The 24,438-nt window shown below is 60.9% G+C and carries 23 protein-coding genes; 12 read left to right on the forward strand and 11 right to left on the reverse strand.

Annotated elements, in window-relative coordinates:
* The first annotated feature begins 71 nt into the window (after positions 1–71).
* Together AC0J1C_RS15135 and AC0J1C_RS15140 are read left to right on the forward strand one after the other, a co-directional pair.
* The gene (locus AC0J1C_RS15135; protein ID WP_473044609.1) at positions 72–1,925 is read left to right on the forward strand and encodes a methanol/ethanol family PQQ-dependent dehydrogenase; all 1,854 of its coding nucleotides are present in this window, start codon (positions 72–74) and stop codon (positions 1,923–1,925) included.
* Between the two features lie 66 nt (positions 1,926–1,991).
* Positions 1,992–2,645, forward strand: a complete 654-nt coding sequence (locus AC0J1C_RS15140) for a pentapeptide repeat-containing protein (protein ID WP_473044610.1) — start codon at positions 1,992–1,994, stop codon at positions 2,643–2,645.
* A 12-nt stretch (positions 2,646–2,657) separates the two neighbouring features.
* Here the strand turns inward: AC0J1C_RS15140 and AC0J1C_RS15145 are convergent, their stop codons facing one another.
* Positions 2,658–3,314 carry a response regulator gene (locus AC0J1C_RS15145; RefSeq protein WP_069181976.1) on the reverse strand — a complete coding sequence of 219 codons (657 nt, stop codon included), beginning with the start codon at positions 3,312–3,314 and terminating at the stop codon, positions 2,658–2,660.
* On the reverse strand, positions 3,311–4,534 hold the full coding sequence (locus AC0J1C_RS15150; RefSeq protein ID WP_473044611.1) for a sensor histidine kinase: 1,224 nt from the start codon (positions 4,532–4,534) through the stop codon (positions 3,311–3,313). Before AC0J1C_RS15150 ends, AC0J1C_RS15145 begins: the two co-directional genes overlap by 4 nt.
* Positions 4,535–4,697: 163 nt before the next feature.
* Between AC0J1C_RS15150 and AC0J1C_RS15155 the strand changes: the two genes are divergently transcribed.
* The 4 genes from AC0J1C_RS15155 to AC0J1C_RS15170 are packed head-to-tail and all read left to right on the forward strand — an operon-like array spanning position 4,698 to position 8,404.
* Positions 4,698–5,870: an ABC transporter substrate-binding protein gene (locus tag AC0J1C_RS15155; RefSeq protein WP_473044612.1), complete on the forward strand. Its 1,173-nt coding sequence runs from the start codon at positions 4,698–4,700 to the stop codon at positions 5,868–5,870.
* Positions 5,871–5,911: 41 nt separating this feature from the next.
* Complete coding sequence (locus AC0J1C_RS15160) at positions 5,912–6,886, forward strand: YVTN family beta-propeller repeat protein (RefSeq protein ID WP_473044613.1); 975 nt, start codon at positions 5,912–5,914, stop codon at positions 6,884–6,886.
* Positions 6,883–7,605, forward strand: coding sequence for an ABC transporter ATP-binding protein (locus AC0J1C_RS15165; protein ID WP_473044614.1), 723 nt, complete (start codon positions 6,883–6,885; stop codon positions 7,603–7,605). The genes AC0J1C_RS15160 and AC0J1C_RS15165 overlap by 4 nt, the downstream gene beginning before the upstream one ends.
* Position 7,606: 1 nt before the next feature.
* A complete protein-coding gene (locus tag AC0J1C_RS15170) occupies positions 7,607–8,404 on the forward strand; it encodes an ABC transporter permease (RefSeq protein WP_473044615.1) in 798 nt (265 codons plus the stop codon).
* A 15-nt stretch (positions 8,405–8,419) separates the two neighbouring features.
* On the opposite strand, the gene AC0J1C_RS15175 is transcribed toward AC0J1C_RS15170, so the two are convergent.
* Genes AC0J1C_RS15175 through AC0J1C_RS15190 form a run of 4 tightly spaced genes read right to left on the reverse strand, consistent with a single transcriptional unit; the run spans position 8,420 to position 11,268 of the window.
* On the reverse strand, positions 8,420–8,848 hold the full coding sequence (locus AC0J1C_RS15175) for a tetratricopeptide repeat protein (RefSeq protein WP_286816414.1): 429 nt from the start codon (positions 8,846–8,848) through the stop codon (positions 8,420–8,422).
* A 29-nt stretch (positions 8,849–8,877) separates the two neighbouring features.
* Positions 8,878–9,549 carry an ATP-binding cassette domain-containing protein gene (locus tag AC0J1C_RS15180; RefSeq protein ID WP_305896373.1) on the reverse strand — a complete coding sequence of 224 codons (672 nt, stop codon included), beginning with the start codon at positions 9,547–9,549 and terminating at the stop codon, positions 8,878–8,880.
* Positions 9,542–10,318, reverse strand: coding sequence for an ABC transporter permease (locus AC0J1C_RS15185; protein ID WP_473044616.1), 777 nt, complete (start codon positions 10,316–10,318; stop codon positions 9,542–9,544). Before AC0J1C_RS15185 ends, AC0J1C_RS15180 begins: the two co-directional genes overlap by 8 nt.
* Entirely contained in the window at positions 10,315–11,268 is a 954-nt protein-coding gene (locus AC0J1C_RS15190; RefSeq protein WP_473046568.1) for an ABC transporter substrate-binding protein, read from the reverse strand. The genes AC0J1C_RS15185 and AC0J1C_RS15190 overlap by 4 nt, the downstream gene beginning before the upstream one ends.
* A 370-nt stretch (positions 11,269–11,638) precedes the next feature.
* Between AC0J1C_RS15190 and AC0J1C_RS15195 the strand changes: the two genes are divergently transcribed.
* The gene (locus tag AC0J1C_RS15195) at positions 11,639–12,316 is read left to right on the forward strand and encodes a response regulator (RefSeq protein WP_091990912.1); all 678 of its coding nucleotides are present in this window, start codon (positions 11,639–11,641) and stop codon (positions 12,314–12,316) included.
* Between the two features lie 174 nt (positions 12,317–12,490).
* Here AC0J1C_RS15195 and AC0J1C_RS15200 read toward each other — a convergent pair whose 3' ends face one another.
* The 4 genes from AC0J1C_RS15200 to AC0J1C_RS15215 all read right to left on the reverse strand — a co-directional run bounded on the left by AC0J1C_RS15200 (position 12,491) and on the right by AC0J1C_RS15215 (position 18,837).
* Positions 12,491–14,752, reverse strand: coding sequence for a hybrid sensor histidine kinase/response regulator (locus AC0J1C_RS15200; protein ID WP_473044617.1), 2,262 nt, complete (start codon positions 14,750–14,752; stop codon positions 12,491–12,493).
* Positions 14,730–15,899: a nitric oxide-sensing protein NosP gene (gene nosP / locus AC0J1C_RS15205; protein WP_473044618.1), complete on the reverse strand. Its 1,170-nt coding sequence runs from the start codon at positions 15,897–15,899 to the stop codon at positions 14,730–14,732. Before nosP ends, AC0J1C_RS15200 begins: the two co-directional genes overlap by 23 nt.
* 237 nt (positions 15,900–16,136) lie before the next feature.
* Positions 16,137–17,240, reverse strand: coding sequence for a porin (locus AC0J1C_RS15210; protein ID WP_375183791.1), 1,104 nt, complete (start codon positions 17,238–17,240; stop codon positions 16,137–16,139).
* A 190-nt stretch (positions 17,241–17,430) separates the two neighbouring features.
* On the reverse strand, positions 17,431–18,837 hold the full coding sequence (locus AC0J1C_RS15215) for a WS/DGAT domain-containing protein (RefSeq protein ID WP_473044619.1): 1,407 nt from the start codon (positions 18,835–18,837) through the stop codon (positions 17,431–17,433).
* A gap of 336 nt (positions 18,838–19,173) precedes the next feature.
* On the opposite strand from AC0J1C_RS15215, the gene AC0J1C_RS15220 reads away from it, so the two are divergent.
* Together AC0J1C_RS15220 and AC0J1C_RS15225 are read left to right on the forward strand one after the other, a co-directional pair.
* The gene (locus tag AC0J1C_RS15220; RefSeq protein WP_473044620.1) at positions 19,174–20,097 is read left to right on the forward strand and encodes an alpha/beta hydrolase; all 924 of its coding nucleotides are present in this window, start codon (positions 19,174–19,176) and stop codon (positions 20,095–20,097) included.
* 78 nt (positions 20,098–20,175) lie between these two features.
* Entirely contained in the window at positions 20,176–20,925 is a 750-nt protein-coding gene (locus AC0J1C_RS15225) for a DUF8198 family protein (RefSeq protein WP_473044622.1), read from the forward strand.
* A 13-nt stretch (positions 20,926–20,938) separates the two neighbouring features.
* Here AC0J1C_RS15225 and AC0J1C_RS15230 read toward each other — a convergent pair whose 3' ends face one another.
* Entirely contained in the window at positions 20,939–21,217 is a 279-nt protein-coding gene (locus AC0J1C_RS15230; RefSeq protein WP_091988031.1) for a polyhydroxyalkanoic acid system family protein, read from the reverse strand.
* Between the two features lie 124 nt (positions 21,218–21,341).
* Between AC0J1C_RS15230 and ubiE the strand changes: the two genes are divergently transcribed.
* The 3 genes from ubiE to ubiB are packed head-to-tail and all read left to right on the forward strand — an operon-like array spanning position 21,342 to position 24,414.
* On the forward strand, positions 21,342–22,133 hold the full coding sequence (gene ubiE / locus AC0J1C_RS15235; RefSeq protein WP_375183786.1) for a bifunctional demethylmenaquinone methyltransferase/2-methoxy-6-polyprenyl-1,4-benzoquinol methylase UbiE: 792 nt from the start codon (positions 21,342–21,344) through the stop codon (positions 22,131–22,133).
* Entirely contained in the window at positions 22,133–22,774 is a 642-nt protein-coding gene (locus tag AC0J1C_RS15240) for an SCP2 domain-containing protein (protein ID WP_375183785.1), read from the forward strand. The genes ubiE and AC0J1C_RS15240 overlap by 1 nt, the downstream gene beginning before the upstream one ends.
* Positions 22,771–24,414 carry a ubiquinone biosynthesis regulatory protein kinase UbiB gene (ubiB, locus tag AC0J1C_RS15245; protein WP_473044625.1) on the forward strand — a complete coding sequence of 548 codons (1,644 nt, stop codon included), beginning with the start codon at positions 22,771–22,773 and terminating at the stop codon, positions 24,412–24,414. Before AC0J1C_RS15240 ends, ubiB begins: the two co-directional genes overlap by 4 nt.
* The last annotated feature ends 24 nt before the right edge of the window (positions 24,415–24,438 follow it).

A 24,438-nucleotide genomic window follows, 5' to 3' on the forward strand; every position in this document is an offset into this window, starting at 1 on the left:
CTGCGCCAATACTCGGGGCGTCGATGCCATGGGCAAGACAATGGTTACAACAAAAACCAAGGGGAAAGACTATGAACATCAAGACACGCAAACACCCGCTGCTTCGCGGGATCGGATTGGCCCTGGCTCTGAGCTCAGCGGCCGGACTGGCCAGCCAGGTTCACGCCAAAGACGTGACCTGGGACGACATTGCCAATGACGCGCAAACACCTGAGAACGTTCTCGGATACGGCATTGGCCCCAAGGCACAACGCTACAGCCCCATGACCACCATTAACCGGGATAACGTCGAGCGCCTGGTTCCAGCGTGGTCGTTCTCGTTCGGCGATGAAAAACAGCGGGGCCAGGAATCCCAGGCACTGGTTCATGATGGTGTGGTCTATGTTACTGGCTCCTACTCTCGCCTTTTCGCCCTGGACGCCAAGACCGGTGAGCGTCTCTGGGAATACTCCCATCGCCTTCCCGAGGGTATCCGTCCCTGCTGCGACGTGGTCAACCGAGGCGCAGCCATTTTCGGTGACAAGGTGTTCTTTGGCACCCTGGATGCCGGCATCGTTGCCCTGAACAAAGACACCGGCAAAGTTGTGTGGCGAGAAAAGTTCGCTGACCATGAAGCCGGATACACCATGACCGGCGCCCCCACTCTGGTAAAAGATCAAAAAACCGGCAAGGTACTGCTGATTCACGGCTCCTCCGGTGATGAGTTCGGCGTTGTCGGAAAGCTGTTTGCGCGGGATCCCGATACCGGCAAGGAAATCTGGATGCGCCCGTTCGTTGAAGGCCACTATGGCCGCCTGAACGGCGAAAAGAGCACCCCCACCGGCGACCCCCGCGCACCCAGCTGGCCGGATGACCCCAACACCGAAACCGGCAAGGTGGAGGCCTGGAGTCATGGCGGCGGCGCCCCCTGGCAAAGCGCCAGCTTCGATGCTGAGACCAACACCATCATCATTGGTGCCGGCAACCCCGCACCCTGGAATACCTGGAAGCGCACATCACCCGGCGGTGACCCTGCCGACTACGATAACCTTTACACCTCAGGTCAGGTGGGCGTAGATCCCACTACCGGCGAAGTGAAGTGGTTCTACCAACACACGCCGAACGATGCCTGGGACTTTTCCGGCAACAACGAGCTGGTGCTGTTTGAATACGATGACAACGGCGAAACCGTAAAAGCTACGGCCCACGCCGACCGCAACGGCTTCTTCTATGTCGTCGACCGCGAAAACGGCGAGTTCAAGAAAGGCTTCCCGTTCGTGGACAACATTACCTGGGCCGAACGAATCGGGGAGGATGGTCGACCCGTGGAAGTGGAAGGTCAACGCCCACCCAAAGTTGCTGAAGGCGAAACCCGTGGTGAGGCCATTGAAGTATCTCCGCCTTTCCTCGGCGGCAAGAACTGGAACCCGATGGCATACAGCCAGGATACCGGGCTGTTCTACGTCCCGGCCAACCACTGGAAAGAGGATTACTGGACTGAGGAAGTCACCTATAAGAAAGGGGCCGCCTATCTGGGTCAGGGGTTCCGGATCAAGCGCATGTATGACGACCATGTAGGCATCCTTCGCGCCATGAATCCACTTACCGGTGAGATCGAGTGGGAGCACAAGGAACGGTTGCCACTTTGGGCCGGCGTACTGACTACCAAGGGTGGTCTGGTGTTCACCGGTACCGGCGACGGCTTCCTGAAGGCGTTCGATGCTGAAACCGGAGAAGAGCTGTGGAAGTTCCAGACGGGCTCGGGAATCATCTCCTCTCCGATCACTTGGGAGATGGACGGCGAACAGTACATCGGGGTTGCCTCCGGCTACGGCGGTGCAGTTCCGCTCTGGGGTGGCGACATGGCCGAACTGACCAAGCCCATTTCCCAGGGCGGGTCATTCTGGGTATTCAAGATGCCCTCCTGGGCACAGGCTTCCCGCTAACGTTTCTCCGGCTCGGGCCTGGCGTCTCGCCAGGCCCTTTTTTACCATCGATTCGGGAGTGAACCCATGAGACCTATCGCAACAGCCTCACTTCTTCTCGCTTTTACACCGGTTTTCGCCGGCGACTATATGGCCGACCTTGAGCAAGCTCCGGTCATCAACGGCTGCAAACTGGAGCGGGAAACCAGTTGCCCGGGCGCTGATCTTCAGGGCGTGGATCTGTCGAATATGGATCTTCGCTCCGCCAACTTCCGCGGTGCCAACCTGTCCGGCGCTAACCTCAGCCACACCAGTTTGAGAGGCGCCAATCTAGACGGGGCTAACCTCGACAACGTCACCGGATACCGCCTTCAGGTGTACCGGGCCAGCATGCGAGGCGCGTCACTGAAAAATGCCCGGTTACAGGGAATGCAGGGCGAATACCTGTTCGCCCAGGGTGCGGACTTCAGCGGCGCGGATCTGACCGGTGCGAACTTCGACTTCTCCCGTTTTTCCGGCGCCACGCTGGTCAACGCCACCATGCCATTCAGCAGTTTCGAGATTTCCTGGATGCCGAAGGCCAATCTGGAGGGAGCCAACCTGAGGGGGGCAAACCTTCAGGAAGCCAAGCTGGGGCTGGCCAATCTGGCACACGCGGACCTGACCGGAAGCCGCATCCACTATGCCACCTTCGAGGGCACTTACATGGAAGGCTGCACAGCCTGCCCCTTTGACTGGTGATCCGGGGCGGGCTCAGACCCGCCTTGCTTCCTCCAACTGACCATAGCGTATCAGGCCGGCATCCACCGCCAGATGAATTAACTCCACTGACGAGGACACCTGCAACTTGCTTTTCAGTCCGGCCAGATGGTTGGATACCGTCTTACTGCTCACACACAGGCGTTCTGCAATTCCGCCCAAACTCTCCCCTCTGGCGTACATCAGCAATACTTCCATCTCCCGCTGGGTCATATCCCGGAGGCGGTGATCGACCGGCCGCTCCTGATTCATCGCCAAGCGCGTGGCAATCGGATGCTCGATGTACGGTTGACCCGATGCCACCCGCTTTACAGCTTCCGCAAGTTCCTCGGGCGCGCAGCTCTTGGATACAAAACCGAGCCCACCTACGTCCAGCGCCTGACGCACCATGGGCAACTCATCGTGCATGGTGAAGAACAGGATCGCGGCTCCCCGCCAGCGCTGGCGCAGTCGACGCCCGACCTCCAGCCCGGAGATATCGGGCAGCCCCATATCTAACAGCACCACGTCGGGCCGCAGCTCGCCATAGCGGGCAACGGCATCCTGACCGTTGTCGACCTCGGTGATGGCCACTGCCGGCAGCATGGAGCGCAAAAGATTGGCAATGCCCTGTCGCACGACCTGGTGGTCATCCACAATCATCAGTTTCATGAAACACCTCCGGTACCTGGAGTCAGCGGCACGGCCAGCCGGATTCGGGTTCCCTCGCCCAATCGGCTCAGAAACTTCACTTCGCCCCCCAGGCAGCGGGCTCGCTCGCACATGGAACGCACGCCCAGGCCGGCATTGCCGGGCAGTTGATCATTGCCCACGCCATCATCGCGCAACTCGATGCTCAGCTCGTTATCATTGCGGGCAACGGCCAGCGTGGCGCAGGAAGCTTTTGCATGACGGGAAATGTTGTTCAGGGCTTCCTGCAGGAAGCGGTACAGATGGGTCTGCTGCTCACCGGTGAAATCGGGCAGGCGCTCGTCCATGGCCAGGCGACATTCAAGCCCGCTGAGCTGTTGCCATTGCTCGGTCAGATGGCGAATGGCACTGCCGAGGCCCAGCTGCTCCATCACCAGGGGGTGCAGCTCCTGCAGCAGGTGCCGGAAGTGTTTCTGGACAGTCTCACAGTGTTCGGCCAGATCCCGGGCCTGCTGCTTCTGTCGGTCGCTGAGGTCCGGATCGTAGAGCAGACTGCGAGCCTGGGCCCGAATGCCCGTCAGGTACTGGCCGAGATCGTCGTGCAGCACCCGGGCAATGTGTTCGCGCTCCCGATCCTGCAACTGCAGGAGTTCATTGAGCAGACGGCTCACCGTTTGCTGTTCCGATTCCAGCGCCCCGGCCATGAAATTGAACCGGCAAACCAGCGCATCCAGTTCCTGTTCGCCCTGCCGAGGCAGTCTGGACGTCAGTTGGCCCTCAGACACCGCTCCCATGGCCTCGGACAGGCTGGCAAGCGTGCGCATGCCCCGCCGAACCATCACGAACAGCGCCAGAAAACAAAGCCCCATACCGATCGCATAAGCACCCGAGATCAACAGAAAACCTTCCCAGATCTCCTCGACCTCGTCGGCGGGATCAACCCGCCAGCCATTGATCACAGGCCGGAGCGTTTCTCCGGCTATCAGCACCGAGAACCAGGCCGGTACTTCTCCTCCGGACCCGCGTTCCATCCTCGCCGCCGGGGTCAGGTGGCGCATGCTGCTGACCATGGAGTCCGGAAGACCCTTGGGGCTTGCCAGGCTCTGGGCAAGCCCGGCAACACCGTCGAGCTCCCGCTGCACATCATGGCGGGCTTGCTGGGTGTAGAGCAGCGCCCCAAGCAGGTAGATGAGGAGGAAAACCACCAGCATCAACAAGGAAATCTTCCGGTATACGGTCATTGTTGTTATCCGTTGCGGGTACTTAGCGTCTCTACATCCATGCTAAAGCCGCCAGATTTCACCGGAATAGTTCTTTAGTACCGCCACTTTCCTACTTTCTGAATATTTCCGGGACTTTTTCCCTTCTCTAAGCTGGAAGCACAACAACAAACCGGAGAATCCCATGTCTTTTCTCACCCGGACAGCGGCGACATCACTGATTGCCCTGGTAGCAGCAACCCCGTTGAAAGCGGAATCGCTGGACGTGCGGATTGGCTACCTGCAGTGGGTGCCCGACCAGGGCCCGGTGCTTTCCAATGTGATCCCGGAACCTGAGGACGCCGGTCTGCGGGGCGCCGAACTGGCCATCAACGACAACAGCACCACCGGCAAGTTTCTGGGCCAGACCTACTCACTCCAAAGCAATGTTGCGGATACCGAAGAAGCGGCCATCGCGGCCTTTGATTCAATGCGCGAGAACGGCTTGGAGCTATTCGTGGTGAACGCGCCTGCCTCAACACTGAAAATCCTCACCGAAAAGGCCGGCGACAACACTCTGATCTTCAACGCCGGGGCCAAAGACGATGCCCTGCGCACCGGCCAGTGCCACGTGAACCTGCTGCACACCATGCCCAGCTATTCGATGCTTACCGATGCCCTCGGCCAGTGGCTGAACCAGCGACGCTGGGATGAGGTGTTCTTGATTACCGGCCCCACCGAGGCCGACAAGGGCTGGGCGGACGCCTTCCGCCGTTCGGCCAAGCGCTTCGGGCTGGAGATCGTCGAAGACAAGCCCTGGACCTTTGATGCCGACCTGCGTCGCACCGCCTCGAAAGAGTTGCCCCTTTTCACCCAGGCCAGCGATTACGACGCGGTGGTGGTGGCCGATGTGCGGGGCGATTTTGGCGAGTACGTGCCATTCAACACCTGGCTGCCACGCCCGGTGGTGGGCACCCAGGGCATGTCGCCGGTCACCTGGCACCGGGTAGTGGAGAGCTGGGGCGCAGCGCAACTGCAGAACCGGTTCCGCGAACTGGCCGATCGGAACATGAACAGCGAAGACTACGCCGCCTGGGCAGCCATTCGCGCCATCGGTACTGCCGTGACCGACCTGAATTCCGCAAATCCAACTGAGATCCGGAACTTCCTGTTCAGCGACGAATTCCAACTGGCCGCCTTCAAGGGCCGCAAGGTTACTTTCCGGGACTGGAACGGCCAGATGCGCCAACCCATTCCGCTGGTGCATCCGAGAGGGCTGGTGGCGACCGCCCCGTTCGAAGGCTTCCTGCACCCGAATACCGAACTGGACACCCTCGGCTTTGACCGGCCCGAGAGCGAGTGCCGGATCAACGGCTGACCCAGCGGCTACGAACGTTTAAAACAAGAAGGAGCTAAAAGATGAAAACCCTGATCAAGCGCACGGCCCTGGCTGCCATGATTGGTCTGTCGACACCGGCTCTGGCCAGCGTGGCCTATGTCTCCAACGAGAAGGACAACACCCTGTCGGTGATCGATACCGAAACCCAGGAAGTGATTGAAACCATCGATGTCGGCCAGCGCCCCCGGGGCATTCTGCTCTCCAAGGACTACACCAAGCTCTATATCTGCGCCAGTGACGACGACACGGTGCAGGTACTGGACCTGGCCACCCGCAAGATCGTGGACACCCTGCCCTCCGGGGAGGACCCCGAGCAGTTTGCACTGCACCCGAACAACAAGCACCTGTATATCGCCAACGAGGACGATGCCATCGTCACGGTGGTGGATGTGGAGACCAAGGAGGTGCTGGCGCAGATCGACGTCGGCATCGAACCCGAAGGCATGGCGGTGAGCCCGGACGGCAAGTGGGCGGTGAACACCTCGGAAACCACCAGCATGCTGCACTGGATCAACACCGAAACCTTCGAGATCGAGAAAAACATCGTGGTCGGCCAGCGCCCGCGCCACGTGGAGTTCACCAAAGACAGCAAGATTGCCTGGGCCTCCGCAGAAATCGGCGGCACCGTGCACATCATTGACGTCGACAACCTGGAACAGATCCACGAGATGTCCTTCAAGGTGCCGGGCGTGAATCAGGACCGGGTGCAGCCGGTGGGCATTGAACTGACGTCCGATGGCAAGTACGCCTTCGTGGCGCTGGGCCCCTCCAATCATGTGGCGGTGGTGGATGCCCAGACCTACGAGGTGCTGGATTACCTGCTGGTGGGCAGCCGGGTCTGGCAGCTGGATCTGGACAAGGACGAGAAGCACCTGTACACCACCAACGGCGTCTCTGGCGATGTGTCGGTGATCGATGTGGAGGACCTGAAGGTCATCAAATCCATCAAGGTAGGCCGCTACCCCTGGGGTGTGGTCATCGACCCGACGTCATGACCATCGAAGCGAGCAACCTCGGCTTTCGCTACGGCGACAAGCCAGTGCTCCGGGAGGTCAGCTTCGCGCTGACCTCTGGCCGTTTTCACGCCCTGCTCGGGCCCAACGGCGCCGGCAAGTCTACCCTGTTCGGGCTGCTCACACGGCTTCTGGCCCTGCAGCAGGGCGATATTCGGCTGGGCGGCCAATCCCTGAAAAAGCAGCCGGCCGAGGCCATGCGCCAGATCGGCGTGGTGTTCCAGCAGAATGCCTTGGACCTGGACCTGACCGTTCGCCAGAACCTGCAGTATCACGCCGCCCTGCACGGGTTGTCCCGCAAGCAAGCCAGGGCCCGGGGTGACCGGGAGCTGGAACGCTTCGAACTACTGGACCGGGCCAACGACGCCGTCCGCCAGCTCAACGGCGGCCACCGCCGGCGGGTGGAAATCGCCCGCGCCCTGCTGCATGAGCCCTCGCTACTATTGCTCGACGAACCCACGGTGGGCCTGGACGTGGCAAGCCGCAAGGCCCTCAACGAGCACGTTCGGACCCTGTGCGATGAAGACGGACTGACCGTGCTCTGGGCCACCCACCTGATTGAGGAAGTCCGTGCCGACGACCGGGTGCTGATCCTGCATCAGGGCCAGCTGCTGGCCGACGGCAACGGCCAGGCCATCTGCGAGGCAGAAGGTACCCGCGATCTGGCCGAAACTTTCCATGCCCTGACCGGAGCCGGCTGATATGAAACCCGCGCATTACTGGCACTGTTTTATCGGCATCCAGACGCGGGAATGGCTGCGCTTCTGGCAACAGCGCACCCGTTTTGCCAGCGCTCTGGTTCGGCCACTGCTGTGGCTGGTGGTGTTTGCCGCCGGTTTCCGGGCGGTGCTGGGTATTTCCATCATCCCGCCCTATGACACCTACATCACGTACGAGACCTACATCGCTCCCGGCCTGTGCGGCATGATCATCCTGTTCAACAGCATGCAGGGCGCGCTGTCGATGGTGTACGACCGGGAGCTGGGCAGCATGCGGGTACTGCTGATGAGCCCCCTTCCACGACCCTTCCTGCTGGTGACCAAACTCCTGGCCATGGGGGTTGTGTCCATTGGCCAGGTGTATGTGTTCCTGCTGCTGGCGCTGCTGGTGGATGTGGAGCCGCCGCTGTGGGGTTACCTGGCGGTGCTGCCGGCGCTGATCCTTACCAGCCTGATGCTGGGTGCTCTGGGGCTGCTGATCGCCACCTGGATCAAGCAACTGGAGAATTTTGCCGGGGTGATGAACTTTGTCATCTTCCCGATGTTCTTCATGTCCTCGGCGCTCTATCCGCTTTGGCGCATGAACGAAGCCAGTCCCTGGCTGTACTGGATCTGCCAGTTCAATCCGTTTACCCACGCCGTTGAAGCGATACGATTCTCACTGTATCTGGAATGGAATCCGGTGGCCTATGGCATTACAGCAACGGTGACTGTCGTCTTATCCCTGCTCGCGACGGCCGGGTTTAAACCTCAGCGCACCAGGATACTGGCAAACTCATAACCCGGGAGATCAGCGTTACTCATCAGATTCCAATGCTGCCTTTGCTCGCCAAAAATCGGCCAAGATCGGGTCTGCTTCGGTGCCTATGCCCTGAGCATAAGCTTGTGCCACTGCATGCATACATAGTCTGTCGCCGGCTTTTGCACCTTTCAAATACCACTCGAATGCCTTGGCATCACTTTGCTCCACACCCAAACCATTCGCGTACATATTCGCCAGATTGTAGATTCCCTGGTGGCTTCCCGATTCTGCAAGCGTCTGGTAGCGCTCGAAAGCCAGATCATACTGGCCCATCTTATAAACAGCATAGGCCTCAAGCACTTGAACCATCTCGCGAGCCACGCCCATTTGCTGTTCCGATTCGTCTGCATACAGGGCAAACGAAGGCAACAGCCAAAAACTCACGGCCATGACTGTCAATTTTCTAGCGTATTGGAGTTTCATAAATGCCTCCGGGGGTTTAAAAGGTTTCACTACGACGCACCCTCTGATTCGCCACGAAGCCGCCGGAGCACCCCCCCAATCAACCCCGACACACCAACATGATTATCCCATCGCAACCGAGCCGGCTTGCCGTCTAGATACCAAAGCCGGTTCGCCAAAATTTCCACATCCTGGCCATCGTGCGTCACACAGATCATGGCCATATCTGGATGGTCGTCCAGAATGCTGGCGATCAATAGTTTCAGGTCGCTGGCCATCACCGGATCCAGAGAGGCAAAGGGCTCATCAAGCAGCAGCAGATCCGGTTTTACTGCCAGGCAGCGTGCGAGGGCTGCTCGTCGGGCCATGCCAAGTGACAGCTGGTCGGGCAAATAACTGGCATAGTCCTGCAGTCCAACGTCAGTCAGAAGTTTCTGAGCTTCTGCCTCGCTGGCACCCACAAGTTTTAGGTTGGCCATCAAGGTCCGCCAAGGTAGCAACCGATGTTCCTGAAACAGATAGCCGATCCGCAGCTTTTCTCTTCCAACAACAGCAGGACCTTGCAACGACTGATCGAGTCCGGCGATGGCGTTTAGCAAGGTCGTTTTGCCAATGCCTGAAGGACCAAGGAGGCAAATGCGGTCACCGCGGTTGATGGTAGAGAACACCTCCCCAAGCACCGGCAAGCCAAAACTGCGACCCTCTATTCTCAGCTCAAGCATGTGCCACCTCCGGCTGACGCCAGCGACTGGACCTGCGTTCGAGAGGCTGGAGGATGGCCAGCTCAATGAGTTGAACCACAACGATAAAGGCCAGGCTGTAGGCGAGGATGGCAGCCACGTCGAACACCTGAAAGGCCATGTGCAGCTGGAAACCGACGCCGCTGGAGCGACCCAGAAGTTCCACCACCAGCACGATTTTCCAGATCAGGGCCAACCCGCCCCGGGTTGCGGCCATCAGGTAGGGGAACAGCTGCGGCATCCACACTTCCCGCAGCCGTTGCCAGCGGGTGAACCGATAAACGGTGGCCATTTCCTCCAGCCGGTGGTCGAGGCTGCGGGCGCCCTCCCGCACGGTGACCGCAACATTCGGAACCTTGTTGATCACCACCGCCATCACCGCGGCTACTTCCACCAGGCCAAACCACACGTACATCAGGATGATGGTGACCAGGGCCGGCAGATTCAGCAGCAGCACCAGCAAGGGGTCGAACAGGGCATTGGTGGTTTGCGACCGCCCCATGACGATGCCGATGGCGGTGCCAATGACCATGGCCAGGATAAAGGCGATCACCACGCGCGCGAGGGTCGCGCCCAGATGATGCCAGAGCTCGCCCGTCGCCGATTCACGAATCAGGGTGTCCAGAACGTTCAGGGGCGTTGGCAACAAGGGCGACTGAAACTGCCAGGCCACCAATGCCCAGATCACGACAAACGATGGCAGAACGATCCAGTAGCTCCAGAGCGGCGGGCGGCCGGCGCGGCCTTTCACGGCTGCCTCCGGTAAAACAGGTTGGCCGGCATAAGGTTGTCCGGATCGGCGCCGGTGAGGGTCATCAAACGCTGCAGATCGGCAATTCGCGGGGCCGTTTGCGGGGCCGGAGTGCCGGCGACAAAGCCCTCCCGCAATGCCGTGAATACGCCCTCCCCGGGATGCCCCATCAATGGCCGCAGCCTCTGCCATGGTCCTTCGCCGGCCGCCAGCTCGGCTTTGGCCTCGGCCAGGGAGGCTGCGAACCCATCGATCAGTGACCGATGCTTGCTCGCCCACGCCGCCGGGAAAACGTACCCGAGCACCGGCAAATTGCGATCCAGTTTCAGCTCTGTCAGCAGGTCCGCCATGCCGAACGCCGACCGCCAGCCGCCCTCGCCCGTGAGCCGGGCGGCGAAATGCCAGTAGGTAACAATCACATCCACCTGCCCCCGCATGAGCGCCTGGCTCAACAGCGGCGGCGCGGCATACTGGATCTGCGCAGAGGCTTCCAGGTCAATGCCCTGCTGCTGCGCGACTTTTTTGAGCAGAATCCAGCCCTTGCTGTCCGGCCCACCGGCGACACCAATGCGCTTGCCCGCCAGATCGGCGACCGAGAGGATTGGCGAGGACTCCGCGACCACGATCTCGCCGATCTGGGACGAAAACGGCAGATAAAGATAGGGAGTGCCCGCCTCGAACCGCGACTGCGCCCACAGCAGGTCGGCCACGGCGCCATTCACCGAGCCACTGGTCACCGCCAGCCTGGAGGCCGGCAGGTTGGCGACCGGCTGCAGCACCAGCCGGTAGCCGTGCGCACGGTCCAACCCACGGTGAAGGATGTGATCCAGTTCCCAATGCGCCGTGCCAAACTGCAGCACGCTGACAGACAGTAGGGGAAGACCAGACGCGGCTTCCCGGGCCTGGACACTGCCGGCAAGACTCAGGAGAAGACACAGCAGAGCGGCCATTCCCTTCGCGAACCAGAGATCGGCGAGAGAGATTCGGGACACAGGCGTTGTTGTTGGATGCAGGCTCATAAAACCACGATACGAAGCCCACAGGCCGGCAAGAATAGTACTTTGGTGCCTGTTTTTTGGTGCGATGGTCGCATTCAACCGGAGACCAAGATGGCGTGTAATGAAACCATCGCAATAATAACCAGGGAATCAGGTCCGTTACCGGGGATTCTCTGCACAGGAGGCCGCCATGCTTAACGAGCTCGATGCCGTACCCTCTGCCGAACTCTCCGCGCCCAAAAACCGCCAACACACCTCTGAAAACCGCTATCATGGTTCAGAAGCCATCCCCGATACTGACAACAAACAGGTAAACGCATCCATGGAGCCGGCTTACAAGATCCTGATTGCCGACGACCACCCGCTGTTCCGGGAGGCCATCAGCAGTGTCATAGCGTCCGGTTTCGAGGGCAGTGAGATCATCGAGACCGCTGATCTGGACAGCGCCCTGGACATAACCCGCGACAATGACGATCTGGATCTGATTCTGCTGGACCTGAACATGCCGGGCATGCACGGTCTTAATGGCCTGATCAGCCTGCGCAATGAGGCACCGACCATTCCCGTGGTCATTGTCTCCGCCGAGGAAGACAAGCAGGTTGTGCTGCAGGCCATTACCTACGGCGCCTGCGGCTTTATCACCAAATCCTCGCCCCGGGCCCAGATGACCGAGGCCATACAGCAGATCCTGAACGGCAACGTGTACCTGCCGTCCGACATCATCCGTACCGGCAAGGAAAGCAACAGCCGCCGGAGCCGGCACGAAGACAATCCGATTTCACCGGAGCTGCTCAATTCCCTGACACGCCGCCAGCTGCTGGTGCTGGAGCGCATGTCCAAAGGCGAATCCAACAAGCAGATTGCCTACAACCTGAACATTGCCGAGACCACCGTGAAGGCCCATGTCTCGGCCATACTGCGCAAGCTCGGCGTGCATAACCGGGTGCAGGCGATACTGTCTGCCAGCGATGTGGATTTCAGTCAGTATCTGAAGCGGTAAGGTTGCGGGTTTGTCGGATTACGCCGTTGGCTAATCCGACCTACCTTTTTGAGCAATCATCCCCGCGCAGTGGTTGTCGGATTACGCCGTTGGCTAATCCGACCTACCTTTTGAGTACTCATCCCCGCGTAGGTCGGATTAGGCGCAGCCGTAATCCGACACCTATCGTCAGTCTCAGCTTCTAAGTAGATGACTCAACGCACTGCGTAACTTAAGGGGCTTCACCGGCTTGTTCATCAACAGATACCCCAACTCGCGGATATGCTGCTTGAGCTCATTGGTGTAGTTGGCGGTGATCATGACCACCGGGGCCGGGCAGCGGCGGCGGCCATTGATCCGCGCCACCACATCCACGCCGTTCTCATCGTTATCAAGATGGTAATCGGCCAGTATCAGGTCCACCGCCCCGGTGGCCGGGTTCAACTGGCGCTCAAGATCGTCCAGCGACACCGCCGTCACCACCTGGCAGTCCCAACCTTCCAGCAGGGTTTTCATGCCCTCGCAGATAGACCGGTCATTATCGATTACCCAGATGCGGGCGCCACCCAGCCCGGCATTGAATGTCAGCGCCCTGTCCTGGTCGGCGGACGGTTGCCTGGGCTTGAGTCGGCCAATCGGCACCCGGACGCTGAACACCGAACCTTTGCCCTCTAGTGAGGACACCGTTACCTCATGGCCTAGCATCCGCGAGATCTTGTCGACGATCGCCAGTCCGAGGCCAAGCCCCTTGTCGGGCTGCGAGCCGGCCGGGCGAATGCGCTTGAACTCCTGGAAGATCTCGGTGAGCTTGTCCTCCGGAATCCCCGGGCCCGTGTCCCAGACCTGCAACAGAACGTGGTCTTTCCGCCGCCGGCAACCCAGCAGGATACGGCCATCGCCGGTGTAGCGGATGGCGTTGGTGAGGAAGTTCCGGAGTATTCTCGCCAGCAGCTGTGAGTCGGATTCCACGATTGCCGAACTGGCCACAAAATCCAGCTGTAACCCCTCAGCCATGGCCATCTGCCGGAATTCCCGGGCAATGTTGTTGAGCAGGTCCCGCAGGTCAAAGGCCGTGACGTCGGGTTTGATCACCCCGGCGTCGAGTTTGGAAATATCCACCAGGGTCCCCAGCAGATTTTCCACATCGTCCAGAGACGTGCTCACCGAGCGCACCAGCCCTTCCGCCTTGGGACCGAAGGACTGCTCAAGCAGGGCACTGGTAAACAGCCGGGCGGCGTTCAGCGGTTGCAGCAGGTCGTGACTGACTGCGGCCAGGAATTTGGTTTTCGAAAGATTGGCCCGCTCGGCTTCCAGCTTGGCATCCCGCAACCGGGCTTCCACAGCCGCACGCTCGGTAATTTCCTGGCGCAGCTGGTTGTTGAGCCCGGTCAGTGCGGCCGTGCGTTCCTTCACCCGCCGCTCCAGGTTGTCATAGGCCTGTTCCAGGGCCAGCGCGGTCTTGCGACGATCAGTGATATCACGGATCAACACGAAAAAGCCTATGATATCGCCCTGCTCATCAAAATTGGGCACGTAGGAACGCAGCATGTAGCGGGTGTCCCCGAGTTCGCCGGTTTCCTCAAACTCGAAGGTTACGTTGTTGCCGTCCATCACCTCGAGAATCTGCGGCAGCAGACGCTGATAGAACTCCGGCGAGTGGATCTGGTTCAGACGCTTGCCCAGGGGCGATTCACCCCGGCGGCCGTACCAGCTCTCATAGACCTTGTTGCAGAACTGGATGGTCATGTCGGCACCGACATAGGCAATCAGTGCGGGCACGTGGTCGGTCACCACCCGGATCCAGCGCTCACTCTCTTCCAGGGCCTTGATGCGCCGCGCCATTTCGCTGTTCTTGACATCGGTGATGTCCGAGTAGAGCACCACGAGGCCGCCTTCCCGGGTGGGCCGCTCGGTCATCTGGACCCAGCGGTCGTTGGAGAGCAGGAACACCACGCCCTCGGAGTCCGGGTGGCTGTGTTCCTCAACAATGAGTCCCGAGCTGACCGCCTGGGCCTTTACATCGGTTACGGAGGTACCGGCCTGGGGTGCCTCCAGGCCGGAATGACGCCAGTAACTGCGGAACCGGCTGTTGCTCTGGATCAGGCGGTGCTGGCGATCGAACAGCACAAAGCCATCGGCGATGCTTTCAATGGCGTCGCTGAGGCGCTGGCGGGTGGTTTCAGCCTCTTCCCGGGCCCGGTTCAGGGCCTTGTTGCTGCCCTTGAGTTCGTCCATGGCCTGGTTCAGGGCCTCGGTGCGCTCCCGCACCTGCTCCGCCAGCACAACGGAGTGTTCAAACGCAGCGTAGGGCTCTGGTTTGTGGGCAGAGCCGGATTCCACGCGCACAATCAGCGCGTCGCGAATCCGCCGGAGTCGTTCGTTCTCGGCCTCGAGTTCGGCAATGCGCCGGTCCCGATCATCGCCGGCGGAGCGTTCAGTCTTGTCCGTAATGGACATCAGGCTGGCCAATGACCACCCCCGTGAACGTCTGGTTGATGTGCATGCCGTCGAACTGTTCGCCGTAGGTGTTGAAGCCGATTACCTTGTGATGCCGCAGGAACTCCGAGACCGCATCCACTTCTCCGGTCAGTTCGGCTTCCAGGCGCCGCAGGAAACAGTCGCAACCGATGGTGACCAAAGGCGGACCCACCACCCGCTCGGACGCCTCGATCTGGGCCCGGACGCTGTCGAGCAGCGACTCTGGCGCCATGGCCGTCATCACGATGCCGGTTTCCACCGCGCAATAGAACGTCAGGCTCTTGTCCGGATTCACCCGCTGTACCGAGCGGACAAAATAGTGGCCGCCGATCTTCACACCCATGGGCCTGAGCGCAAATACCTTGCGATCCAGGTCCTTCACATCCACGCCCACGGCGCGGGCATAGGCTTCGGCCGCCGGTTCTGCATTCAGTTCATAAACGGTGCGGCTCTCGGCGCAGGCTTCCGTCACGACCAGCTTCTCGTTACGTTCAACCATGTGATGGGTGGAGAACACCCGGAAATCCAGCGGCGTGTTTACCAGCAGCACGGTGGCGGCGCCGGTGTGAAACTGGCCCTCGTAGAACACATGGGTATTGGCAAGACGCTCGTCATCGCCAGCGGAGCCGCCGAACTGGGGAATGGTGCCCAAGGCCGAATTCAGGGTCGCCAGCACCAGTTCCTCTCGACTGGACAACCCATCCAGCAGCGTGATGGCAAAGGTATTGCCCTTGATCGGCGCCAGCCGGGCATCGCGGCAGGTTGCAAGCAGGCCATCGATCACGCCCTGGGCATCCTGCAGGGTAAACCGGTCCAGCTCGCGGATCAGCGCACAGTCGATGGCGAAATAGCGGCGGTCAAAACCAATGGCGGTAATGCAGCCCCGGCCATAGCCCTCCGGAGTGATTTCACCAGCGGAGGTGCACCCGCACACCCGAACTCCCTGAAAAACGTGCTCCAGCGCAATACCAAGGCGCCCGAGGTCGTATTCGGCGGAACAGAAAAACAGCACACAGCCGAGGTGTTCGTGGCTAAGCTGGCTGGCAAGATTGGTAGCGGCCAACATCGGATCTCGAACGTTAGAGCTCGCTACCCGGACCGCAGGCAGGGTCGTTGCTGGCTTCATGAACGCCGATCCCTTGAACCGATGATTTCTCTTCGATTCTACGGCATCCGCAACGCCAGCCAATGCGACTTCAGTGCTTTTAATAGGCGCGCCAAAACGATCATAAGCCATTGATTAAACAACCTCCTGAATCAATGCCTGGTGGCGCTGCCGGTTTCACGGGTGGCAAACCGGCACTTTAGTCTTAGACCGACGGTCGCTACCGGCGGCGTCCTGCCACCGGCAGCGCCTGTTGGCTCAGAACATCACGATGGCGCCGAGGGCGATGGTGTCCGCCTCGGTGGTGGTGGCACCGGTGGTGCGGTTGTTGTCTTCGTACATGTTGTATTCGGCAACCAGCTTGAAGTTGCTGTTCACATCATGGAAGAAGCCCACGGTGGTGTTTTCGGTTTCAAGATTCAGAATCTCGGCATCGGTCTCACCGTAGGACAGCACAATGCGGTTGGCGCCAAAAGCGTAGGAGCCCTGAACGAGGAAGCCATCGGCATCGTCTTCAGGCACCGCACCGTTTACGATCAGAATCGGATTGTCACCTTTTGAGGTAAATCCTGATGCAGCCAGAGTGAGACCTGCCATTGAGGCCTTCACACCGTAGCCAAGGCCAGTGCTGTCGACCGTGGTGTTGCCGTTCTCGGCGGACTGGTAGCGACCGTTCACCCAGCCGGTGAGGGCCACGTTGTTCAGGTTGGCGTTGTAGGTTATTTCGGACTCGAAACGAGGCGCTGAGTTTTCATCGTTGGCGCCCGTTACCGTGTTTGCAGGATCCAGCACGCCGGCCGCAACCTTCAGGCCACTCATGTCCGGCGAGCGGTAGGTAATCTGGGCAGACGGCGTCGGGTAAGGGTAGCCCGCACGGATGTTGCCAAAGGACACTCCACCCGGAGCCAAACCCGGTGAACCGAAGCCCATCAGGATCTCATCCAGGAAGATGTTGGAGCGGGCGTAGAGGCCGAAATCCTTACCGATCAGCACCTGGCCGAAATCGCCGTCGACCGTGGCGTAGAACTGCCGCACGTCGATGGCGGTGTCAGTCGGGGCATCCAGGCTGTCGTTAATCGTGGTCCAGAAGGAAGAGCGCCCCCCCAGGGTCAGATCGCCCATCTCCTTGCTGAAGTTGAAGCCGATGGTGTTGGGCAGAAAGCCCATCTTGATGCGCGAATCGCGCACGTCGTTCAGTTTGTCGTCACGGTTGACATAGAACGCGTTGAAATAGCCGTCCACGGAAAAGCTGGTGCCGTCCTGGTTATACAGTTCAACGGCCGCGCTGGCGCCGGTACTGGCACCCATGGCGGCGGCCATGGCGATGGCCAACCCTGACTTTCTGAAGTTGTTGTTTTTCATAGTTCCCCCGGTTGTTTTTGGAAATCTGGGATCGGAGACCCGGGACATCCGGGCGCTCCAGGCGTGGTCTGTCGCCTGAATTCCATGGTCGGTGATGCACCAGAAGGGGAAAATGCTTCGAGGGAGCAGGTTTTCTGCTCATTTGGGAGGCATGGGGAATGAAACTTTGGGAGTACGACCTGGCCGGTTTTTAGCCTGGAAACCGGGCCAGCTCCTGCAGGCAGTCATCAAGGAAGGCTTCCGGGTCGGCCATCACGGCTTCATCGGCCACCACACCAAACTGCACCTGCCCGGCGTAACTGACGATGCTGATGCCCAGGCCAATATCCCCGGCCTGGGGCACCCAGAACATCTGTTCGGTAATCCGGCAGCCGGCCATGTAGCGAGGCTCGGGCGTACCCGGCACATTGGACACCACGGCGCTGGCCTTGCGGTAGAAGACATCCGCCACCGGCTCCCGCCAGGGTTCCGGGATCGCCGAGGCGCTCGCCGCCAGGCCCCAGGCAATGCCGGGTTGCCAGCTTTTCTTCAGGCGACGGGTCTCGTGTTTGATGCGATACAGCCGTTCCAGGGGGCTCTCGCCATCCACCGGCAGCGGCACGAACACTGTTCCGAAGTAGTTGCCCAACTCGCCCGCGCCCGGCCGGAGCTCGCCGGGCAGCCGGCTGCGAATGTCTACTGGCACCGCCGCGTGCAGGATGGCTTCTTCGAGATCGTCGCCGTCAATGCCCAGGCGGGTCCTTACCGCCGCAGCCACGCAGCTGAGCAACACATCGTTGATGGTGACGTTGGTGGCCCTGGCGATGTCCCGGAAACGGGCCAGGGGAACCGGCTGCGACCATCGGCAGTGGCGGCGACCCAGCAGCGGTCGCCTCAGGTCACTCTCGGTATCATCCGGTTGCACCAGAAACTCCGAGCATTCGTGAACCAGTTTCAGGCCCTGCTCTCCCATGCGCTCGAGCAATCGAGTGGCCTGCTGCCACTGGTTGCCCCCGGTCGGTTGCGGCTCTGAATCGACCTCTTCCGAAGCCCCTCCGGCGCCGCCGGAAGCCACCAGTCGCTCAAGCCAGACCTTCGCAGCGGCGGTCCACCGGGCCAGATCGGCCTCCTGAGGTGCCCCATAGATGGCCGGATGCTGGCGGGGTGATGGCGGGCACAGACGGTCAAAGATGCCAAGCAGTGAAAGACCGTCGGCGTAACAGTGGTGAATGCGCAGCAACAACGCGGCACCGCCCTCGGCGTTGGGTGCCAGCCAGAATTTCCACAGGGGGCGATACAGGGGCAGCGGCTGGTTCAGGCGGGCCGAGACCCACTCCCGAAGGGCATCGGGCGAGAAGCGATCCAGTACGACATCGAGATGGTGCCGGACATCAAAGGTGGGATCCGCCTGCCACCACCATCCCGGTGCCCGTTTAACTGGCAGGTACCGGAATCGCTCCCACGCCATCCAGTAGATTTGTAGGAACTCCCGAAAGCGCTCCGCAGTGAGATCTTCCACCCGGAGCATGACGGTGATGGTCATGGGGTTGTCCGGACGTTCCAGCGCCAGCCAGGCCGAATCCGACGGCAACAGGAGATGCGATTGCTCGTGACTCAAACCCGAACGTCCCCGGAGAAGTGGTGGAGGTAAGTAAAAACCGAACTCCGCATTGTGCCAGACATGCCCCATCGGCTCCATATCTCGCATCGGCGCGCACGGTTACAAAAAATTACACGAAGGTAACCCTTCAGCCCTATACTGGTTATAAGCCTTGATGCAATGGTTATTAAACGCCCCGCACCAGTGCCGCCGACAGTCATCGATTGGCCCTGGAACGTCGTAAAACCGGTTAGCAGCGCCAATACGCGAAACCGGCGGTTGGGGTACAACAAGGTCACCGGCACCTTCGAATTCCAAAAACAGGCCATTGCCGTGCCGGGTGGGAGAACCGTTATGAAAGCCAGTCACGTTCGAAAGCTGATAAAACCGATTGAGAGCGCCTACTCGGAAATGTTCTCCGGGCGGGTCTATCGCGTTGGCAAGGGCGCGGTCTCCGTTCGCAACCACAGCGGTGCGGCTGAACAGACCGTTATCGGCGTGCACGGTTTTCTGGAAAACCACTGTTACTTCACGCAGGCCTACGAAGCGCCCACCACCGAACTGATTTTGCTGACCTGCAGCAACTACCACATCCCGGTGAATGGCGTGACTCCGGAGACACCGGAGTGGGAAGTGCCCATCAAGCAGCTCGAGGGCACCATCGAGTACGACGCCTGCATTCTCAACCAGGCTCTCTCCAATCTGCCCACCACCGAGAACATCCGGCTACACGGCCATTCCCGGGGTGGCGCGGTGATTCTGGAGGCCATCAAGCAGTGGCCCGAGCTCTATGAGGATGTTGAGGTGGTGCTGGAAGCCCCGGTACTGCCCAATGGCCGGCTGTCTGCACTGGTGACCACCATCCTGGAACCGGTGAGCCATGGCATGTGGCCCTGGGTAATCCGTCTGATCAACAGCGCGCCCTCATCTGCCTATGGCCAGACCTTCTTCGGCAAGATGAACCCGCGCAAGAAGCAACTCCTGAGCAAGCTGTTCTCGGCCACCAAGGACCACCTGACCATCGTTCGCAACATCGAGAACATCATGGACTGGATGGACCGCACCGACACCAGCATCTACAAGCACGTTCGCCACGGGACCTTCCTGATTCCGGCGGTGGACCGGATCCTGGACCGCTCGGCCATGCTCGCCAGCGCCCGCCAGAGCCCCACCACCATGAGAATCGTGGAAACCGAGGCGCCGAGCCACTTCATCACCCTCGACAGCAAGGAATGGGTGCCCGGCTTCGAGACCCTGCCCGCTGCGGCCCAGGCCTGATAGCGCGCGACCGCCACGGCTGCAAGGTTGCGCCGGCTTCGCTAAACTGCGCGTTTCTCAGTTTTGTGGAGCCACCCCATGTACCGTGAGCGCCTGGTCGCCACCGACACCCGATCCGAGAGCGCCCGCCGGCTGCAACGGTTGCTGATCGACTACCACGATTTCCGGCAACACAAGGCCGCGCACCCCCTGCTCGACCAGACCTTCGAGGTAGCCGACTGGCAGGCCCAACGGCTCAAGGCCACACACCACGACCTATACCAGCACCCGGGCTACCATCAGGGTCTGGAGTTCCTGCTCACCGACCTGTACGCGCCGGCGGGTATGACCCGACGGGACGACAACGTCGACCGGATATTCCCCAAAATGGTGAAGTGGCTGCCGGACAACCTGCTGGACACCTTCGCCGGACTGGTAGAACTGAATCTGCTGACCCAGCAGCTCGACCTGGAACTCGCCGAGATCCTGGAGCGGCAGAATGTACCCGCTGCAGCACTGACCCCCGCCCGCTACGGCGCCGCCTACCGGGAAACCCGTCAGCCCGACCAGCGGGAGAGGCAGATTCGACTGGTAGCCGAGGTCGGTCAGCAACTGGATCGTTACGTCCGTAACCGTACCCTGGGCTGGCTGCTATCCATCAGCCGCGGCCCCGCAGAGATGGCCGACCTCACCGACCTGCACAGCTTCCTGCACCGGGGTTACTCGGCATTCCGCAAGATGGAAGACGTGCACCTGCTGATCGACCGCCTGGTGAGCCGGGAACAGCAGGTGATGCGCAATCTGATGGCCGATCACCCGGAGCCCTTCCGGCTTCCAGACAACCTGTGACGCTGGCGGGGGCTCAGGCCTTGATGATCTGATCCAGCTGGGAATGAATTTCCTGCTCGATGCGGGATTTGAAAGGCCGGAGCATCATGCCCAGCTCGAGATGAATGTGCAGCTCTGAAGGGCTGATGTGAAGGTGGCCTTTGACGCCACTGCGCTTGAACTTCAACTGGTCGCCTTCCCACTGGTAATGCACGTCGAACTGACGGGACAGATCCTGCGCCAGGGACTCGGCCGCCTGACGGGCGTGCTCCTTGTCCAGACTGTGGGGACGGTGTACATCAATAACTGACATGAATCGGTTTTCTCTCGAATTTGTTCGGCTTTACAGTGTAGGGCGCGATTTAACTCGCCGCCACCCTTGTAGCAACCCCGTCAGCGGTTAGAATACGGGGTTCAGATTCTGACAGGACAGCCTCATGAGCGAGCAGCAAACGCCAGCCAACCCGGCCACCAACGGTAACGGCCAGGACGACGTGACCCACTTCGGTTTTCGCAACGTGCCCAAGAGCCAGAAAGCGAACCAGGTGGCGGAAGTGTTCCACAGCGTGGCCGGCAAGTACGACCTCATGAACGACCTGATGTCCATGGGCATCCACCGGCTGTGGAAGCGCTTCACCATCGAGCTTTCCGGCGTCCGGCCCGGCCATCAGGTGCTGGACATCGCCGGCGGCACCGGCGACCTTACCATGAAGTTCTCGGACCTTGTGGGGCCGTCCGGCAGGGTGGTGCTGGCGGACATCAACGCCTCCATGCTGCAGGTCGGCCGAAGCCGGCTGACCGACCGCGGTTATGCCGGCAACATTGAGTATGTGCAGGCGGATGCCGAAAACCTGCCGTTTCCGGACAACAACTTCAACGCGGTGTCCATTGCCTTCGGTCTGCGCAACGTGACGGACAAGGACCAGGCTCTGCGGGACATGACCCGGGTCCTCAAGCCCGGCGGCAAGCTGATGGTGCTCGAGTTTTCCAAACCCACCAATCCGCTGCTGAGCAAGGCCTACGACACCTACTCGTTCTCGGCCCTGCCGCTGATGGGCCAGCTGATTGCCGGCGACAGCGAAAGCTACAAGTACCTGGCCGAGTCCATCCGCATGCACCCGGACCAGGACACCCTGAAAGGCATGATGGAAAACGCCGGTCTGGTGAACTGCAAGTACTACAACATGACCGGTGGCATCGTGGCACTGCACGTGGGAATCAAGCCCTGATGTTTCCCGGCCCGACCCTGCTGTCTGCCGTATCCGCCGTACTGGAAAGTGCCCTGAACCGGGCGCTTGAGCTGGACCCGGTCGGGCAAAAAGCGCTGATGGCGGCACTGGCGGGCCCGGTGCAGTTTACCGTGACCGCTCCGATTGCTCTCACCTATACCCTGGACCGGGCCGGTGACCGGGTTCGGGTGGGCAGCCAGCCGGTAGACTCGCCGGCCCTCGAAATCACCGGCAGGCCCATTGCCTTTGCCGCCCTGGCCACCGGCGATGATCGGGTGTTCGCCGATGGCCGGCTCGACGTCAGCGGCGATATGGCTCTGGCCCACCAGCTGCAACGCGCCCTGAACCAGCTGAATCCGGACTGGGAAGCCGCCCTGGCCCGTCACATCGGCGATGTGCCCGCCCACTTCCTTGGCCAGCGGGTTCGCGGCGCCCTGCGCTGGAGCCGGCAGGCGTTCCAGTCCCTCAACGCCAACATCGAGGAGTACGTGCACGAGGAGAGCCGTGCCCTGCCCGGTCGGCGGGAACTGGAAGCCACCTTCGAGGACATCGATGAGCTCAGCCTGCGCACGGACCGCCTGCAGGCCCGCCTGGACCTGATCGCCCGGGGCGACCAGAACGACCAACCGGAGACGCCGTGACCCGACTGCGCCGCCTGTTCCGAATTGCCTGGGTATTCTGCCGTTACCGGCTGGACACATTCCTGCCGATCGCTGAACTGCCTGCCCCTCTGAAACTGTTCTTCCTGCTGGCGCCCTGGCACCTGTTCCCGCAACCAAAACTCGACCGCGGTGATCGCCTGCGCCTGGCCCTGGAGGAACTGGGGCCGGTGTTCGTAAAGTTCGGGCAGATCCTGTCCACACGGCGGGATCTGTTACCCGACGACATGGCACAGTCCCTGAAGAACCTGCAGGATCGTGTTCCCCCGTTCCCCAGCGCTCAGGCCAGAGGCATCATCGAGGAATCCCTGGGCGCCCCTGTTTCGGAACTCTTCGCCGAGTTCAGCCCGGATCCGCTGGCGTCCGCCTCCGTGGCCCAGGTGCACGCCGCGACTCTGCCCAACGGCCAGAAAGTGGTGGTGAAGGTGCTTCGCCCTGGCATTGAGCCGGTCATCCGCCAGGATCTGGCGCTGATGTATCTGATGGCCGGCCTGCTGGAGAAATACTGGTCCGAAGGCAAACGCCTGCACCCGGTGGAGGTGGTCGCCGACTACGACGCCACCATCCACGACGAGCTCGACCTGCAGCGCGAAGCCGCGAACGCCAGCCAGCTGCGCCGGAATTTCGAGAACTCCTCGCTGATCTACATTCCGTTCATCGACTGGGACTACACCCGCAAGTCGGTACTGGTCATGGAGCGCATCCACGGCATTCCCATCGCCGACACCGACGCTCTGAAAAGCGCCGGTGTGGATATGAAAGTGCTGGCGGAAAAGGGCGTGGAGATCTTCTTCACCCAGGTGTTCCGTGACAGCTTCTTCCACGCCGACATGCACCCGGGCAACATCTTCGTGGACACGTCCAACCCGGCGGATCCCCGGTACATTGCCATCGACTTCGGCATCGTGGGTACACTGGCGCCAGACGACCAGAGCTACCTTGCCCGAAACCTGCTCGCGTTTTTCCGACGCGACTACCGCCAGGTGGCCCAGTTGCACATCCAGTCCGGCTGGGTGCCGCCAGACACCCCGGTGAACCAGTTCGAGGCGGCCATTCGCACCGTATGCGAGCCGATCTTCGAGAAGCCGCTGAAGGACATTTCGTTCGGCCACTTCCTGCTGCGCCTGTTCCAGACCGCGCGGCGCTTCAATATGGAAGTTCAGCCTCAGCTGGTGCTGCTGCAGAAAACGCTGCTCAACGTGGAGGGCCTGGGGCGCCAGCTGTACCCGGACCTGGACCTCTGGAGCACCGCGCAGCCCTATCTGGAAACCTGGATGCGCAAGCGCATTGGCCCATCCGGCCTGCTCAAGTCCCTGCAGTCGCACCTGCCCTCCTGGCTCGAGCAGTCGCCCGAAATGCCACAGTTGGTGCACGACGCCCTGTTGCAGCTGCGCCAGGCCGGTCCCACGGAGCCCCAGAATCGCGCTACACTGGAGCTTCTTCGGGAACAACAGGTGCGCACCGAGCGCCGCTGGCGCCGGGGCACCGTGGCCGTTCTGCTCATTGCGGCAGGGCTCGCCGGTACGCACCCGGACAGCCAGCAGTGGCTGCAGACGGTGCCCACCTGGAGCTGGGCGCTGTTTGCCGTGGCCTGTGGGCTGGTCCTTCGGGGCAGCCGATAACCGGTTACCGGCACCATGGAAATT

The organism is Marinobacter sp. E2, assembly GCF_055755345.1.